Origin of the sequence: Microbacterium testaceum StLB037 (assembly GCF_900104345.1) — a bacterium.
GTDB lineage: Bacteria > Actinomycetota > Actinomycetes > Actinomycetales > Microbacteriaceae > Microbacterium > Microbacterium testaceum_A.
This window is the reverse complement of record NZ_FNJN01000001.1, coordinates 372,292-388,851: the sequence shown is the minus strand read 5'-3', so window position 1 is coordinate 388,851 and position 16,560 is coordinate 372,292. Positions and strand designations below refer to the sequence as shown.

16 protein-coding genes are annotated in these 16,560 nt (G+C 70.1%); 3 read left to right on the top strand and 13 right to left on the bottom strand.

Features of this window, described 5'->3' with window-relative positions; translation table 11 throughout:
- Nucleotides 1-41 precede the first annotated feature (41 nt).
- The 4 genes from rbfA to nusA all read right to left on the bottom strand — a co-directional run bounded on the left by rbfA (nt 42) and on the right by nusA (nt 4,939).
- Nucleotides 42-533: a 30S ribosome-binding factor RbfA gene (gene rbfA / locus BLS25_RS01785; protein WP_056227240.1), complete on the bottom strand. Its 492-nt coding sequence runs from the start codon at nt 531-533 to the stop codon at nt 42-44.
- Between the two features lie 217 nt (nt 534-750).
- A complete protein-coding gene (gene infB, locus BLS25_RS01780; RefSeq protein WP_176786293.1) occupies nt 751-3,570 on the bottom strand; it encodes a translation initiation factor IF-2 in 2,820 nt (939 codons plus the stop codon).
- Nucleotides 3,571-3,663: 93 nt separating this feature from the next.
- Complete coding sequence (locus tag BLS25_RS01775; RefSeq protein WP_074694212.1) at nt 3,664-3,915, bottom strand: YlxR family protein; 252 nt, start codon at nt 3,913-3,915, stop codon at nt 3,664-3,666.
- Between the two features lie 34 nt (nt 3,916-3,949).
- Nucleotides 3,950-4,939, bottom strand: a complete 990-nt coding sequence (nusA, locus tag BLS25_RS01770) for a transcription termination factor NusA (protein WP_074694211.1) — start codon at nt 4,937-4,939, stop codon at nt 3,950-3,952.
- Between the two features lie 188 nt (nt 4,940-5,127).
- Here nusA and BLS25_RS01765 point away from each other — a divergent pair, with 188 nt between their 5' ends.
- The gene (locus tag BLS25_RS01765; protein WP_056227230.1) at nt 5,128-5,367 is read left to right on the top strand and encodes an AbrB/MazE/SpoVT family DNA-binding domain-containing protein; all 240 of its coding nucleotides are present in this window, start codon (nt 5,128-5,130) and stop codon (nt 5,365-5,367) included.
- Nucleotides 5,364-5,786 (top strand): type II toxin-antitoxin system VapC family toxin, encoded by a 423-nt coding sequence (locus BLS25_RS01760; RefSeq protein WP_056227228.1) that lies wholly within the window; start codon nt 5,364-5,366, stop codon nt 5,784-5,786. Before BLS25_RS01765 ends, BLS25_RS01760 begins: the two co-directional genes overlap by 4 nt.
- A gap of 20 nt (nt 5,787-5,806) precedes the next feature.
- On the opposite strand, the gene BLS25_RS01755 is transcribed toward BLS25_RS01760, so the two are convergent.
- Both BLS25_RS01755 and BLS25_RS01750 read right to left on the bottom strand, forming a co-directional pair.
- Entirely contained in the window at nt 5,807-6,409 is a 603-nt protein-coding gene (locus BLS25_RS01755; RefSeq protein WP_074694210.1) for an HD domain-containing protein, read from the bottom strand.
- Between the two features lie 278 nt (nt 6,410-6,687).
- On the bottom strand, nt 6,688-9,183 hold the full coding sequence (locus BLS25_RS01750; RefSeq protein ID WP_074694209.1) for a glycogen/starch/alpha-glucan phosphorylase: 2,496 nt from the start codon (nt 9,181-9,183) through the stop codon (nt 6,688-6,690).
- 175 nt (nt 9,184-9,358) lie between these two features.
- Between BLS25_RS01750 and BLS25_RS01745 the strand changes: the two genes are divergently transcribed.
- Nucleotides 9,359-10,168: a DUF1206 domain-containing protein gene (locus BLS25_RS01745; protein WP_074694208.1), complete on the top strand. Its 810-nt coding sequence runs from the start codon at nt 9,359-9,361 to the stop codon at nt 10,166-10,168.
- A 9-nt stretch (nt 10,169-10,177) separates the two neighbouring features.
- Here BLS25_RS01745 and BLS25_RS01740 read toward each other — a convergent pair whose 3' ends face one another.
- The 7 genes from BLS25_RS01740 to BLS25_RS01710 form a co-directional block, all read right to left on the bottom strand.
- Nucleotides 10,178-10,999, bottom strand: coding sequence for an aldo/keto reductase (locus tag BLS25_RS01740; protein ID WP_074694207.1), 822 nt, complete (start codon nt 10,997-10,999; stop codon nt 10,178-10,180).
- 91 nt (nt 11,000-11,090) lie between these two features.
- Nucleotides 11,091-12,887, bottom strand: a complete 1,797-nt coding sequence (locus BLS25_RS01735; protein ID WP_074694206.1) for a proline--tRNA ligase — start codon at nt 12,885-12,887, stop codon at nt 11,091-11,093.
- A gap of 47 nt (nt 12,888-12,934) precedes the next feature.
- Nucleotides 12,935-14,053, bottom strand: a complete 1,119-nt coding sequence (locus BLS25_RS16790; protein ID WP_056227210.1) for a hypothetical protein — start codon at nt 14,051-14,053, stop codon at nt 12,935-12,937.
- Nucleotides 14,050-14,577 (bottom strand): RNA polymerase sigma factor, encoded by a 528-nt coding sequence (locus BLS25_RS01725; protein ID WP_176786292.1) that lies wholly within the window; start codon nt 14,575-14,577, stop codon nt 14,050-14,052. The genes BLS25_RS16790 and BLS25_RS01725 overlap by 4 nt, the downstream gene beginning before the upstream one ends.
- A 105-nt stretch (nt 14,578-14,682) precedes the next feature.
- Complete coding sequence (locus BLS25_RS01720) at nt 14,683-15,072, bottom strand: type II toxin-antitoxin system VapC family toxin (protein ID WP_235556952.1); 390 nt, start codon at nt 15,070-15,072, stop codon at nt 14,683-14,685.
- Nucleotides 15,069-15,305 (bottom strand): type II toxin-antitoxin system Phd/YefM family antitoxin, encoded by a 237-nt coding sequence (locus BLS25_RS01715; protein ID WP_056227202.1) that lies wholly within the window; start codon nt 15,303-15,305, stop codon nt 15,069-15,071. Before BLS25_RS01715 ends, BLS25_RS01720 begins: the two co-directional genes overlap by 4 nt.
- A 55-nt stretch (nt 15,306-15,360) precedes the next feature.
- On the bottom strand, nt 15,361-16,548 hold the full coding sequence (locus tag BLS25_RS01710) for a benzoate/H(+) symporter BenE family transporter (RefSeq protein WP_074694205.1): 1,188 nt from the start codon (nt 16,546-16,548) through the stop codon (nt 15,361-15,363).
- Between the last annotated feature and the right edge of the window lie 12 nt (nt 16,549-16,560).

Genomic DNA, 16,560 nt, shown 5'->3' with positions numbered 1-16,560 from the left:
CTCCGCCGATGTGGCGGGGTCCGGCCGTGTCGTGTCGAGGGTCAGGCGCGCGGGGCGTCTTCCTCGTCGAGGTCGTCGTCATCCTCATCGTCGTCGACGTCGTCCTCATCGTCTTCGTCGCGCGGCTTGACGTACGGGTCGGCGTCGCCGGCGTACGCGGCCGAGGCGGCGAGACCGGCGACGGACTCGTCGCGCTCGCGCGCTTCGCGCAGGAGGGCTGAGATGTGGTCGGCGTTCTCGGGGATTCCGTCGAGGATGAACTCGAGCGACGGCGTCAGGCGCGTGTTGAGGTTCTTGCCGACCTCGCTGCGCAGCATGCCGGTCGCCGACTTCAGCGCGGCGGCGGTGTCGGCGCGGTGCGCCTCGTCGCCCATGACGGTGTAGAACACCGACGCGTGCTGGAGGTCACCCGTGACCCGCACGTCGGTGATGGTGACGAATCCGAGCCGCGGGTCGCGCAGCCCCTTCTCGAGACGCTCGGCGAGCACCACGCGAATCCGGTCCGCCACTCGGGCCTGTCGTTCCCCTGCCACTACCTTCTCCTTCTCGTTCTTTCATACCGCCGCGAGTCGAGTGCCCCCGTGGCTCATTGCCGAGTGGCGGTCCTGACGAAGGAGCGTACCCAGCGGAGGCCGGATGGGTGTGTGTCTTCCCGAGCATCGGGGTAGGGGCCCCGCTCTGCTCGGGAAGGCACACACCCCGCAGGCCGCAGCGGGGGCCGCACCCGAAGGCGCGACCCCCGCACGACGATCAGCCTCGCGGCTTCTCGACGAGTTCCGTCGTTTCGATCTCGTCGCCGACCTGGATGTCGTTGAACTTGCCGAGACCGATACCGGCCTCGAAGTCCGTCCGAACCTCGGTGACGTCGTCCTTGAAGCGACGCAGCGACTCGATGGCCAGGCCGTCGGCCAGCACGACACCGTCGCGGATGACGCGAGCCTTGGCGTTTCGCGTGATCGTTCCCGATCGCACGATGACACCGGCGATGTTGCCGAACTTCGAGGAGCGGAACACCTCGCGGATCTCGGCGACACCCGACTGCACCTCTTCGAACTCCGGCTTGAGCAGGCCCTTGAGCGACTGCTCGACGTCGTCGATCGCGTTGTAGATGACCGAGTAGAACCGCACGTCGACACCCTCGCGAGCGGCGCGCTCACGGGCCTTCGTGTCGGGACGGACGTTGAAGCCGATCACGATCGCGTTGTCGATCGTGGCCAGGTTGATGTCCGACTCGGTGATCGCACCCACACCGCGGTGGATGATGCGCAGCTGGACGCTGTCGTCGACCTCGATCTTGAGCAGCGACTCCTCGAGTGCCTCGACGGCACCCGACACGTCACCCTTGATGATGAGGTTGAGCGACTCGACCTTGCCCTCTTCGAGAGCGCGGGTGAAGTCCTCGAGCGAGATGCGCTTGCGGGCCTTGGCCAGCTGGGCGTTGCGCTCGGCCGCTTCACGCTTCTCGGCGATCTGACGGGCGGTGCGGTCCTCTTCGGTGACGATGAAGACGTCGCCGGCGCGGGGCACGGAGTTGAGGCCCTGAACCGAGACGGGACGCGACGGGTAGGCCTCTTCGACCGCTTCGCCGTTCTCGTCCATCATCGCGCGGACGCGGCCGTAGGCCGTTCCGGCGACGATCGCGTCACCGACGCGAAGGGTTCCGGACTGGATGAGCACCGTGGCGACCGAACCGCGACCCTTGTCGAGCTTTGCTTCGATCGCGACACCGCGGGCCGCCTTGTTCGGGTTGGCCGTGAGGTCGAGGCCGGCGTCGGCGGTGAGCAGGACCGCATCCAGGAGGGCCTGGATGTTGAGGTTCTGTCGAGCCGAGACGTCGACGAACATGACGTCTCCGCCGTACTCCTCGGCGACCAGACCGTACTCGGTGAGCTGCTGGCGCACCTTGGCCGGGTTGGCGTCGGGCTTGTCGACCTTGTTGACCGCGACCACGATCGGCACGTTCGCCGCCTGGGCGTGGTTCAGCGCCTCGACCGTCTGGGGCATGATGCCGTCGTCGGCCGCGACCACGAGGATCGCGATGTCGGTCACCTGCGCACCACGGGCACGCATGGCGGTGAACGCCTCGTGACCCGGGGTGTCGATGAAGGTGATCGCGCGCTCGATGCCCTCGTGCTCGGTCCAGATCTGGTAGGCACCGATGTGCTGCGTGATGCCGCCGGCCTCGCCCGCGACCACGTTGGTCTGGCGGATGGCGTCGAGCAGTCGCGTCTTACCGTGGTCGACGTGGCCCATGACGGTGACCACGGGAGGACGGATCTCGAGATCGTCCTCGCTCTCGGCCTCGAGCTCGGCGTCGAGGTCGAGACCGAAGCCCTCGAGGAGCTCCTTGTCTTCGTCCTCGGGCGAGACCATCTGGATCTTGTAGCCGAGCTCGGCTCCGAGCACCTCGAAGGTGGCCTCGTCGAGCGACTCGGTCGCGGTGGCCATCTCGCCCAGGTTGAACAGGATGGTCACGAGCGTGCCGGGCTGCACGGTGTAGCCGCGCAAGGCTTCGAGCTTGTCCGCGAAGTCGGCGATGGAGGCACCGCGACGCAGGCGGATGATCTCGCCGTTGCCCTTCGAGACGTTGACGCCGCCGACGACCGGCGCCGACCGCATCTCGAATTCCTGCCGCTTCGCCCGACGCGACTTACGCTGCTTGGACTTGCCGCCACCCTTACCGAAGGCACCCGCGGTACCACCGCCGGGACCACGGCCACGGCCACCGCCGCCACCGGGACGACCGGCGAAACCACCGGCCGGAGCGCCGCCACCGGGGCGCTGGAAGCCGCCACCGGCGCCGCCGGGACGACCGGGACCGCCGGGACGCTGCTGGAACGGAGCGCCGGGACGACCGCCGCCACCGGGACGACCGGCACCACCGGGGCGCGGGGCACCGGGACGCGGGGCACCGGGGCGCGGAGCCTGCGGACGCGGGATGTTGCCGGGGGTCGGGCGCTGGCCCATGCCCTGCGCCGAAGCGAAGGGGTTGTTGCCCGGACGGGGACCGGCGGGACGCTGGCCCATGCCCTGCGAGGACGCGAAGGGGTTGTTGCCCGGACGGGCTCCACCCGGACGCGGGGGCGCGCTCGGGCCGGGCTTGGGGGCACCGGCACCGGGTGCAGCGGCACCGGGGGTCGGAGGGGTCGAGCCGGGGCTCGGCGGAGACGACGGAGTCGAAGGCTTCGCCGCCGACGCGGCCGCGGGGGCCTCGGAAGCCGGGACGGATGCCGCGGGTGCAGCCTCGGCCGGAGCCGCTACGGGAGCGGCGGGGGCCGCGGGCTTCGCGGGTCCGGGCGTGGGACCCGACGGACGGTTGCCGGGGGTCGCGGCCGGACGAGCCGGACCAGGACGGGCGCCGGGGCGCGCCGCGGAAGCGGCGGGCTTGGCATCCGAAGAGGAAGACGAGCCTTCGGAAGCCAGCGCAGCGCGGAGCTTACGGGCCACCGGGGGTTCGATGGTGGATGAGGGGCTCTTGACGAATTCGCCGAGCTCCTTCAGCTTCGCAAGCGCGACCTTGCTGTCGACGCCGAGCTCGGAAGCGATCTCGTGCACGCGTGGTTTTGCCACAATTCTCCTGTCTGAGGGCCTACCCCGGACAGGGCAGACCGTTAGTTGCGGACGGGTCTCATTTCGAGCCGTTCACTTCGTGTCCATAGCCGTTCAGCCTTTTCGCTGGTGGTGTGATTCGAAGGTCTGCGTGTCAAGCGGGCCTGACACACGCAATGCTCGTACGAAGGCGCGACGTGCGAGCGCTTTGCTCACACACGCGTCCGTCTCGTGCACCCACGCGCCCCGACCGGGAAGAACCGCTCGCTCGTCAGCGACGAGGACGGATCCGTCCGCGACCACACGCAGAAGCGAGGATCGGGGGGCACGTGCGCGGCATCCGACGCACGTTCGTACGGGTTCCATCCTACACCTCGCGATCGTGGGGACGATCGGACGCTCAGTTGTCTTCGAGGATGCTGTCGGGCTGGATGTCGATCTTCGCACCGGTCAGCTTGGCGGCCAGACGGGCGTTCTGCCCCTCTTTGCCGATCGCGAGCGACAGCTGGTAGTCGGGCACGAGGGCGCGGACGGCCTTGGTCGTGGCATCCAGGACGAACGACGAGGTGACCTTCGCCGGCGACAGGGCGTTCGCGACGAAGCGCGGCAACTCGGCGTCGTAGTCGATGATGTCGATCTTTTCGCCGGCGAGCTCTTCGGTGACGGCGCGCACGCGGCGGCCGAGCTCTCCGATGCAGGCGCCCTTGGCGTTCACGGTCGGGTCGTTGGCCTTGACCGCGATCTTCGAACGGTGGCCGGCCTCGCGGGCGAGCGAGACGATCTCGACCAGCCCCGCGGCGATCTCGGGCACCTCGAGGGCGAAGAGCTTGCGGACCAGGCCCGGGTGGGTGCGCGACACGGTGATCTGCGGGCCCTTGTTGCCCTTCGAGACGCTCGTGACGTAGACGCGCAGTCGCGAGCCGTGGGCGTAGGTCTCGCCGGGCACCTGCTCTTCGGGCGGGAGGATCGCCTCGACCGTGCCGAGATCGACGTGGACCATGCGCGGGTTGGGGCCCTGCTGCACGACGCCGGCGACGATGTCGCCCTCTTTGCCGCGGAACTCGCCCAGCACGGCATCGTCGGCGATGTCGCGCAGACGCTGGCTGATGACCTGCTTGGCGGCGAAGGCGGCGATGCGACCGAAGTCGTCGGGGGCCTGCTCCTCTTCGCCGATGATCGCGCCCTCGTCGTCGGTCACGGGCGTGAAGATGCCCACGTGGCCGGTCTTGCGGTCGAGGGTGGCGCGTGCACCGGTGGGGATCTCGCCGGTCGGCGAGATGTGCTTGGCGTAGGCGGTCAGGATCGCCTGCTCGATGATGCGCGCGAGTTCATCGAAGGGGATCTCCTTCTCGCGTTCGATCGTCTTCAGTAGTGCGAGATCGATGTCCACAAGGCCCTCCGTTGTTCAGCTTTCGTCGGCACGACCGGCGCCGACAACCCTCCTACGATACCCGGGATGTCACGCCCCGCGCATCTCGTCGGACGATTCCGGATGCCGCAGCTGCGGCCGTCCTCGTTGACGGGCGACGCGCTGAGACGACCGGTCCGCGGATGGGACGACGCTGGTATCGTATTCCCATGGAGCTCACCATCGACAGCGGGGGGCGCATCGTCCTCCCGAAGGCCCTTCGCGACGTGTTCGGTCTCCTCCCCGGCACGGTCGTCGACGTCTCGGCCTACGGGAGCGGAGTGCAGATCACCCCGGGTGGCCGTACCGCACGTCTCGAACGCGACGACGACGGCCGATTGATCTCCCGCGGATCGACGCCCGTCACCGACGAGGTGATCTCGACCCTGATCGACAGCGGGCGTCGGTGACGGTCGATCGCACGCCGATCGCGGTCGACACGAGCGTTGCGGTCCCGCTGCTCGTCGGCTCCCACGAGCATCACGATCGAGTGAGCGCTTGGGCGCGCGGGCGCGAGCTCCGCCTCAGCGGTCACGCGGCGATCGAGACGTATTCCGTCTTGACGCGACTCCCGGGCGACGCACGACTCGAAGCGGCCGACGCGATCTCCGTCATGGATGCCAACTTCGGCGATCCCCTCTCACTCCCGGCCGACGCGTCGGCGGGCGCGCACCGCGCCCTGGCCGATCGCGGGATCAGCGGCGGGGCGACCTACGACGGACTCGTCGCTCTCGCCGCTCTCACCCATGCGCTCTCGCTCGCCACACGAGACGCCCGAGCACGAGGAACGTACGAAGCGGCGGGCGTCCGCGTCGAACTCGTCGTCTGACTCCCGCCTCATCCGGCCGGTCACAACCGTTCGAGCGGATTCGCCGCGAGCTTGGCCACCACTCCCCCGTCCACCAGGCGCCGGGCGGCGGTGTCGGGCTTGCGCGCCGCCTGGTCGAGCACGCACGCGCCGAACTCGGCGGCCAGGGCGCCGCGCGGGTGAGCGGCGAGCACCTCGCGGCGGAAATCCTCGGGCAGCGCGTCGGGACGGGCGCCCGAGATGTCGAGGCCCGTCGCGATCTCGAGCAGATGCCCCTCGGCATCCATCGACGGATCCACGCGCGGCCAGTTGTGCCGCACGATCACCTCGAGCACGCGCTCGCGTCGGGGCTGCTCCCACCCCGCGCCGGCGGTGAGCGCGACGCCGACGTACCCGCCCGCGTGCTCGTACGACAGCGCGTGGTTGTCGAACTCCCCCACCGTGCCGATGTCGTGCAGCACTGCGGCGACGTATAGCAGCTCATGGTCGATGTTCCCGATGCCGTCGACCACTGCGAACGCCTCGGCCCACAGCCACGACCGCAACGCGTGCGCGGTGATCGCGGGCGACTGGTACTGCCGGGCGAGGGCAAGGGCCCCACGGGCGGCGAGGGTGTCGGGAACGGGGAAGTCGCTGATGCGCACGGGGCCTCCGGGGTCGAGAGGCTTCAACTCTCGCGCACGTCGCCGCCTCGACGCCGTCGCCGGTCGGCCAGCCTTCGCAGCCTTTCCGCCAGCGCGCGTGCACAACGCAGGAAGCAACGGCGCCGCGCGCCGCGGCGCCCGCGCGGTTCCGGGGTGCACCGGCCGCGCGGCATCCGAGACTCCGGAGTTGTGCACGCACCAGCCCGCATTCCGGCGCCGGAAACGACGGATGCCGCAACCTCGGGCGAGCGCCCAGGTCGCGGCATCCGGAAACCGCGTCAGCTCACCGGGGTGGCGTGCCAGATGCGGTCGAGGTAGTCGCGCATGGCGCGATCGGACGAGAAGTAGCCGCTGCGCGCGACGTTGAGGATCGCGGAGCGCACCCAGCCGTCCTGGTCGGCGTACGCCGCGTCGACGCGCTCCTGGGCGTCGAGGTAGGTCGAGAAGTCGGCGAGCGCCATGAAACGGTCTTCGTACAGCAGATTCGACACGAGCGGCTCGAACACGGTGCGGTCGCCGCCCGAGAAGGCGCCCGAGGCGATGAGGTCGATCGCGCTGCGCAGCCGCTCGTCCTTCTGATAGAAGTCGGCGGGGCGGTAGCCCTCGGCCCACAGCGCCTCGACCTCGGGCTCGCTCATGCCGAAGAGGAAGAAGTTGTCGTCGCCGACGAGCTTGCGGATCTCGACGTTCGCGCCGTCGTCGGTGCCGATGGTGAGGGCGCCGTTCAGGGCGAGCTTCATGTTGCCCGTGCCCGAGGCCTCTTTGCCGGCGAGCGAGATCTGCTCCGACAGGTCGGCGGCGGGGATGATGCGCTCGGCCAGGGTGACGTTGTAGTTCGCCGGGTAGACGACCTTGAGCTTGCCCTTGACCCGCTCGTCGGCGCTGACCACCTCGCCGACGGCGTTGATGAGGTGGATGATGCGCTTGGCCATGCCGTAACCGGGCGCGGCCTTCGCTCCGAAGAGGAACGTGCGCGCCTGCACCTCGTCGACGTCGAGGCGACCCGAGACGATGCCCTCGTAGGTGCTGACGATGTGCAGCACCTTCAGGGTCTGCCGCTTGTACTCGTGCAGGCGCTTGATCATGACGTCGAGCATGTGCCCCTCGTCGAGCGGCGCCTCACCCCGGGTCTCGAGCACGCTGCTGAGGCGGCGCTTGTTCGAGGCCTTCACCGCGGCGAACCGCTCGCGGAAGTCGGCGTCGTCGGCGAGGGCTTCCAGGCCGCGCAGGCGTTCGAGGTCGACCGTCCAGCCCGCGCCGAGGGCCTCGGTGATGAGGGCCGACAGGTCGGGGTTGGCCAGGCGCAGGAAGCGACGCGGGGTGACGCCGTTGGTGACGTTGGTGAACTTGTCGGGCCACATGGTGGCGAAGTCCTTCAGCACGTTGTCGCGCAGCAGCTGCGAGTGCAGCTCGGCGACGCCGTTGACCTTCGAGCCCGCGACCGTGGCGAGGTAGGCCATCCGCACCGAGCGCGAGGGGTGCTCGCCGATGATCGACATGTTGCGGATGAGCATCTCGTCGTCGCCGAAGCGCTCGCGCACCTCGAGCAGGAACTCGTCGTTGATGCGGTAGATGATCTCGAGGTGGCGCGGCAGCAGGCGGCCGAGCAGGTCGACCGACCAGACCTCGAGCGCCTCGGGCAGCAGCGTGTGGCAGGTGTACGCGAAGCACTTCTGGGTGATCGCCCACGCGGCATCCCACTCGAGCTTCTTCTCGTCGACGAGCACGCGCATCAGCTCGGGCACCCCGATCACCGGGTGGGTGTCGTTGAGCTGGAAGATCACGCGCTCAGGAAGCTTCTCGAGGTCGAAGTCGTCGGGCAGCACGTTCTCGATGAAGTCGGCGATGGATGCCGCGACGAAGAAGTACTGCTGCTGCAGGCGCAGCTCCTTGCCCTGGGGCGTGGAGTCCTCGGGGTAGAGCACCTTCGAGATGTTCTCGGCGAAGGTCTGCGCGCGCACCGACTCGACGTAGTCGCCGGAGTTGAAGGTGTGCAGGTCGAAGGCGTTGGTGGCCACCGCGCGCCACAGGCGCAGCGTGTTCACGCGACCGTTGTGGTAGCCCGGGACCATCATGTTGTAGGGCACCGCGAGCACGTTCCACTCGGGGATCCAGCGCGTGCGCTCGACGCCCTCGTCGTCGTAGGTCTCGGTGCGGCCGGCGAACGAGATCGTCTGCGCCGCCTCGGGGTGGGCGAAGTCCCAGGGGGATCCCATGCGCAGCCACGCGTCGGGCTGCTCGACCTGCTGCCCCTCGGCGAAGGCCTGGCGGAAGATGCCGTACTCGTAGCGGATGCCGTAGCCGATGGTGGGGATGCTCATCGTCGCGAGCGAGTCGATGAAGCAGGCCGCGAGGCGGCCCAGACCGCCGTTGCCGAGCCCCGGCTCGATCTCGACCTGGCGCAGGTCGTCGATGTCGATGCCGCACTGCGCCAGAGCCTCGGTGGCGATGTCGGTCAGACGCGCCGCGAGGAGGTTGTTGTCGAGCTGGCGCCCCAGCAGGTACTCGGCCGAGAGGTAGCAGACGGTCTTGTTCTGCTGGGCCTTCTGCTGCGCGCGATCGTCGAACCAGCGCGCCATGAGGTAGTCACGCACGGTGTAGGCCAGGGCGAGGTACTGGTCGTTGACATCGGAGGTCGACAGCGTGACGCCCTGGTCGAAATTGAGGTTCTGCAGGAACTGCTTCGCGAAGCCGTCGACGGATGCCGCGGGGGCGACGACCGGCGCGATCGCGAGCGGGTGAGTGGGGCGCAGCTCAGCGGTGTTCTCGGGCATGATCCGACCGTAATCAGTGCGGCCCGCTCACGCCAACGCGGAACGGGAACGACACACGATCTTCACCCCGGCGCCGCATGACGCCTCCCCCCGACCCCCTCGCCGCGCTCGTCGCGGAAGGCGCGGACGCACAACCGGATTGTCGCCCGGCGGCCAACCCGCGTACGGTTCCCGAGTGTCCACCTCCGCTCGCGAAGCCGCCCGGGACGCGGAGGCCAACCCCGCGTTCCGCATCGCCGCGCGCGCGGGGTACGCGGCCAACGGCATCCTGCACCTTCTCATCGGCGCTCTGGTGATCGCCGTCGGCTTCGGCGCGACCGAGGACAGCGACCAGACAGGGGCGTTCCGCGCGGTCGCCGCGGTGCCCCTCGGAGCGGCGGCACTGTGGGCCCTCGCCGTCGGACTCGTCGCCCTCGGTGCTTGGCACCTGCTGCAGGCGTTCGCGCCGCGCCATCTGTCGGTGTGGCGACGCATCGGACGAATCTTCACCGAAGCTCCGCAGGGCCTCGTGTTCGTCGCGATCGGCCTCGTCTCGGCATCCGTGGCCCTGGGGGCCCGTCCGAGGGCGGAACAGGCGGCCGAAGACCTCAGCCAGGGTGTTCTCACCTGGCCGATCGGCGGATTCGTGCTCGGTGCGGTCGGTCTCGCGGTGGCGGCGGTCGGTATCGGCTTCGTCTGGATGGGCCTGCGCCGGTCGTTCCACTCCAAGGTGCGCACGCCCGCCGGGCCCGGGGGCTTCGCCCTCACGGTGCTCGGTGTGCTCGGGTTCGTCGCGAAGGGCGTGGCACTGCTGATCGTGGGCGTGCTGGTGGTCGTCGCCGCCGTCACCGTCGAACCCGACACCGCGGGCGGACTCGACGGCGCCACCGCCGCCGTCGTGGCGCTGCCCGCCGGTCCCGTGCTCGCCTGTCTCGTCGGGGCGGGATTCCTCGCTTACGGCGTCTTCACGATCTTCCGCGCGCGGTACGCCCGCCTCGACGCCTGAGCTCGGGCCTCAGTCGAGGTCGGGGTTGCGACCCGTGCGCTCACCCGTGTCGAGGCCCGCGATGGCCGCGCGGTCGTCGTCGTCGAGGGTGAAGTCGAAGACGTCTCCGTTCTCGCGGATGCGGTCGAGCGACACCGACTTCGGGAACACCACGAGGTCCCGATCCAGGTGCCAGCGGATCACGACCTGGGCCGGCGACTTGCCGTACTTCTCGGCGATGCGGGTGAGCACGGGCTCGTCGAGCAGGCCGCCGCGCGCGAGCGGTGCCCACGACTCGGTCACGATGCCGTTCGCGACGTGCCAGTCGACCAGCTCGGTCTGCGGGAAGCGCGGGTGCAGCTCGACCTGATTCACGGCAGGCAGCAGTCCGGTCTCGTCGCGAAGGCGCTCGAGGTGCACGACCGAGAAGTTGCTGACGCCGATCGACGTCGCCCGCCCCTCCTGCTGCAGGCGCTGGAGCGCCTTCCAGGTGTCGACGTAGCGGTCGGCGCTCGGGATCGGCCAGTGGATGAGGTACAGGTCGACCCGGTCGAGCCCGAGCTTCGCGGCGCTGGTGTCGAAGGCCCGCAGCGTCTCGTCGAACCCCTGGTCGTCGTTCCACACCTTGGTGGTGACGAACACCTCGTCACGCTTGAGTCCCGACGCGCGCAGCCCCTCGCCGACCTCCACCTCGTTGCCGTAGAGCGCGGCCGTGTCGATGTGGCGGTACCCGGCGGCGAGTGCGCCCTCGACGAGGCCGGCGGTCACGTCGGCCGGCACCTTGTACGTGCCGACGCCGAGCTGCGGGATGGTGGAGCCGTCGGACAGGGACAGACGGGGAGCCGAGATCATGGCATCCACGCTACCCATGCCGGCGCACGGGTGGACGACGAAACGGCACCCCTCCCGGCAAGTGCGGGACGGATGCCGTTTCGGTGCAGGATCAGCGCGTGAGCGCTGCCACGGCGTCGTCAACCGACACAGTGTCGCGTTGGCCCGTGCGGCGGTCCCAGAGCTCGACCTGGCCCTCGGCGGCGCCGCGACCGACGATCAGGATGCGCGGGATGCCGACGAGCTCGGCGTCGCCGAACTTCACGCCCGGCGACACCTTGGGGCGGTCGTCGTAGAGCACGTCGAGACCGGCGGCCTCGAGCTGGTCGGAGACGGATGCCGCGAGCTCGAACGCGGCGGCCTCACGGCCGGTCGCGACCACGTGCACGTCGAACGGGGCGACGGACGCGGGCCAGATGAGGCCCTTGTCGTCGTTGTTGAGCTCGGCGATGATCGCGAGGATGCGGGTGACGCCGATGCCGTATGAACCCATCGTGACGGTGGCGAGCTTGCCGTTCTCGTCGAGCACCTTCAGCCCCAGCGCCTCGGCGTACTTGCGGCCGAGCTGGAAGACGTGGCCGATCTCCATACCGCGGGCCAGCTCCACCGGGCCGGAGCCGTCGGGGGCGGGGTCTCCCGCGCGCACGGTCGAGACCTCGACGAAGCCGTCGCCGACGAAGTCGCGGCCCGCGACGAGCGAGTGCACGTGCTTCTGGTCGATGTTGGCGCCCGTGATCCACGCCGTGCCATCGACCACTCGGGGGTCGAGGTAGTAACGGATCTTCGTCGCCGACTCCTCGCCCAGCACGGCGCCGGTCGGCGACCAGGGGCCGATGTAGCCCTTGACCAGCAGGGGATTCTTCGCGAAGTCGGCCTCGGTGGCCGCCTCGACCTCCGCGGGGGCGAAGGCGACCTCGACGCGCTTGTCGTCGACGTCGCGGTCACCGGGAAGGCCCACGACGACCAGCTCGCGCGTGCCGTCGAGGTGCGTGAGGGCGAGCACGACGTTCTTGAGCGTGTGCGCGGCCGTCCACTGGGTGGCCTCGGCCGTGGCCGGGCCGGCGATGCCGGGAGCCGGGGCGTCGAGGTGCGCGTTCGAGTGGTCGACGAGGGTCGCGATCGTCGGGGTGTTCGGCGAATCGAAGATCACGGCCTCGGGCTGACCCTCGATCGGCAGCGCATCGGGCACGACGGTCGTGAAGGCCTCGACGTTGGCCGCGTAACCGCCGGCCGAGCGCACGAAGGTGTCCTCGCCGATCGGGGTCGGGTGCAGGAACTCCTCGGACTTCGATCCGCCCATCGCGCCGGCGTCGGCGGCGACGATCACGTACTCGAGACCCAGGCGGGTGAAGATGCGCTCGTAGGCGTCACGCTGAGCCTGGTACGAGGCGTCGAGTCCGGCATCCGTCGCGTCGAACGAGTACGCGTCCTTCATCGTGAACTCGCGGCCGCGCAGGAGGCCGGCGCGGGGACGCGCCTCGTCGCGGTACTTGTCCTGGATCTGGTAGATCGTCAGCGGCAGGTCCTTGTACGACGAGTACAAGTCCTTCACCAGGAGGGTGAACATCTCCTCGTGCGTGGGCGCGAGAAGGTAGTCGGCTCCCTTGCGGTCCTGCAGGCGGAACAGCGCGTCGCCGTACTCCTCCCAGCGGCCCGTGACCTCGTACGGCTCGCGGGGCAGCAGAGCCGGGAAGTGCACCTCGAACGCTCCGGCGTTCGCCATCTCCTCGCGGACGACGGCCTCGATCTTGGCCTTGACCCTCAGACCCAGAGGGAGCCACGCGAAGACGCCCGGGGCGTTGCGACGGATGTAACCGGCGCGCACGAGCAGGCGGTGGCTCGTGACCTCGGCATCCGAGGGATCTTCGCGGAGCGTGCGGAGGAAGTACTTCGACAGACGGGTGACCACGAGAGTCGAGTCTAGGGCGCGAGGGCAGGGGGGACGGATGCCAGGGGTCACCCGAGCGCGCCGATGATGTTCTCGGCGAGGGCGCGCATCTGCTCCTGTGTGAGATCCGTGCCCACCGCCTCGATGATTCCCCCGTCGGCGTCCGCCCGCAGGCGCCCGCCGACCCCGTTCGCGGGTGGGATCCACCAGGCCGCTCGGGCACCGTTGACCTGAACCGGAATGCCCCCGAACCGCTCCACCTCGCTCGCATCGGATTGCGCACCGGCGGCGATGCTGAGTCGCAGTGTGAAGTAGTCCGGATCGTCGTAGACGGGAGGGGCGACCGAGCACCAGGCGGCGGCGCCGCGCCCGGTGAGAACGTCCCACTCTTGACCCTGCGGCACGTTGTCGGTTCCCACCGGTTCAAGTCCGACACGGCCAAGGGTCTGCTCGACGGCGCCACGGAGACGGTCCTGACAGCCATCGAGATGCCAGGCCGCCGCCGGAAGCGCCCGCTCGATTCCCGGCGAGGCGGCAGCGCGCGACCCCACCGCCGCTACCGCGTCCAACGCCACGGAGGCGCTGCTCGCGTACGCGGACACCCACGCGTCCCCGAAGCGTTCCGAATAGTCGCATGGTCCGCCCTCGCAGACCGGGGCGACGCCGATTCTCGCGCGGACGGCGTCCGGCACGACGGAGTAGGGGAGAACGGTGACGCCCACCGACTGCCACCCCGAGGAGTCCTGCGTCCGCCAGTGGCACGAGACCCCGCCCAGCGATCGAGCGTCCCAGACGGACAGCCCCTCCCACAGACGCATCGGAACACCGACCACCGAAGATGCCGCATCGGCATCGAGCACAGCCGAACAGTCGCCGCCGAAAGCGAGGACGGGCGCCGTGGCCAGGGGGGTAGGTGCCGGGGTCGGGGTTGGCGCGACCGTCGGCGTCGGGGTCGGCACCGGCGCCACGGTGGCGGTCGGGCTCGGCGACGGCGTCGTCGCGATCTCGGGCGCGCTCAGCGTCGAGGTCACCGCCACTCCCCCGGCGATCGCGACCACCAGAGCCGCCGCCACGGAGCCCGCGATCCAGGCGTTGCGGTGCGCCCCGACGGGCGTGATGTCGTGGGCGCCGCCCACGATGCGGGCGCGCAGGGCCGCGCGCTCGGAGGGCGTCAGTTCGTCGTTCATGCCCGTGCCCCTTCCATCGCGACCTCGTCGCGCAGTTTCGCTTTGGCGCGGGCGAGCCGCGACTTCACCGTTCCCGCCGGGATGCCGAGGGCCTGAGCGACCTCGCGCTCCGCGTAGCCCTCGAGCACCGACAGCACCACGACCGCCTGCTCGCGCTCGGGCAGCCGCTTGAGTGCCGAGAGCACTCCGCTCTCGTCGTGCCCGGCCGTTGCGGCCTCCGCGACCGGTGCTCGATCGAGCAGGGCGCGGTACCTCCTGCTCGAGCGCTCGAGGTTCCGTGCGCAATGCGCGACGGTCGTCAGCAGCCACGGCAGAGGCGACCCGTCGACCAGACGCACCGAGACGCGTTTGCGCCACAGCTCGAAGAACGCCACGGTCACGGCGTCCTTCGCATCCTCGCGATGGGTCAGCAGCCGCGACGCGTGCCGGAACAGGCGCGCGTCATACCGATCGAACAACGCGGCGAGCGCGTGCTCGTCGCCTTGGCGCACCCGGGTCCACAGCCCGGCGTCATCGTCATCCACACTCTCTAATGTCCATGATCCGTCGATCGGTTCACGACCGACGCGGAAGTTTCGGTAACGAAAGGGTGACGGCTCGACCACTCACCTCCCCCGGGCACCCAGGTCTCACCACTGAACGGCGAGGCCCGCCAACCGAGAGAACGCGTCGTCGCTGCTGAGAAGCGTGAGGGACTCCACCATCGCCTGCGCGGCGAGCATCCGGTTGAACGGGTCACGATGATCCCACTGGAGGGCTCCGGCGAGGAGCGCGTGGGTCTCATCGATGGGGAGCCTCTCCGCGCCGAGGCGATCGAGATGGCGCGCGTAGCCCCCGACGAGCGCGTCAGCGTGCGGGAGCTTGCCGATCCTCTGCTTCGTCGAGATCTCCCACGCCGAGGCGGCGGACACGACGATCGTCGACGACGGGTCGGCGAGGATCGTCGAGGAGGCCGGGCCGAGGCGATCCGGGGCGGTCAGCGCCCAGAGGAGCGTGTGCGTGTCGAGCAGATACCTCACGCACCGACCTCCCAGGCGGAGAGCTCCCCTTCGGGCAGGGGGTCGGAGAACGACTCCGGGACCGCGTAGGCCACGAAGCCCAACTCCCGCTCCGCCGGCGGCTCGACGGCGACCAGCCGCGCGGCCGGGGTATCGCCCCGCGCGATGACGACCTCGTCGCCGCGTTGCACGGAGGCGATGAGGGCGGACAGGTGCGTCTTGGCGTATTGCACCTTCACTCGCGACGTCTTCATGCGACCAGACTCGCACCCACCTCCGACGTTGGTCAACCGCACTTGGTCAACCCGGTCACGCGGCGCGGCGCCGTCCCACGTGCAGGACGCTACGCACGACGAGCCCCGCCAGCAGCGCCCAGAAGGCCGCGCTCACCCCGAACACCGCGATCCCGGATGCCGCGACGAGGAAGGTCACCACGGCCGGCACCCGCTCTCCGGGGTCGTCGATGGCCTGCTGCACGGCGGAGCCGAACGCGCCGAACAGGGCCACCCCGGCCACCGCCGGGATGACGCCGGCGGGGGCGAGCAGCACGATCGCCGCGAACGCCGCCGACAGGGCGCCGAGCACGAGGTATGTTCCCCCCGCCGAGACGCCGGCCACCCAGCGCTTCTTCGGGTCGGGGTGGGAGTCGGGGCCCGCCGCGATCGCCGCGCTGATGGCACCGAGGTTCATCGCGTGTCCGCCGAAGGTCGCGGCGGCCGCCGAGCCGAGGCCGGTGACGAGCATCGCGGGACGCCAGGGGACCGTGTAGCCGAGGCTGCGCATCACGGCGACGCCGGGGACGTTCTGCGACGCCATCGTCACCACGAACAGCGGCAACGCGATCCCGATGACCGCGCCGACCGTGAGTTCGGGGGCGGTGAACTCCAGCCGGGGCAGGAGCGAGGTGGCATCCGCGTTCACTCCCGTGCGGGTGAGCTCCACCGCGACCACCGCGATCGCCGCGACGAAGGCGAGCGGCACGGCCCACCGGGGAAGCAGACGGGATGCCACGAGCCACACGATCAGCACCGGGGCCACTCCCCACGGGTCGTCGACGAGCCCGACGAACGGCGCGACGCACAACGGCAGCAGCACGCCGGCGAGCATCGCCTGCGCGATGGAGGGAGGGATGCGGGCGATCAGCGCGCCCAGCGGCGGGAACAGGGCCGTGCACAGGATCAGTGCCGCGCAGACGAGGAAGCCCCCCACGACCGCGGGCCAGCCGCCGTCGACGGCGCCGGTCGCCGCGAGCAGCGCGACGCCGGGGGTCGACCAGGCGACGGTGATGGGGATGCGGTAACGACCGGCCAGCACGATGCAGCCCACCCCGACGACGAGGGTGATGGCGAGCAGTCCGCTCGCCGCCTGCGCGGGCGTCGCACCCACCGCCCGCAGGCCCGTGAGGACCACCGCGAAGGTGCTGGTGAAGCCGACGAGGGCGGTGACCACGCCGGCGATGAGCGGGCGGGCGAGGGAGGCGCGTGCAGTCTCGGTCATGAGACTTCCGAC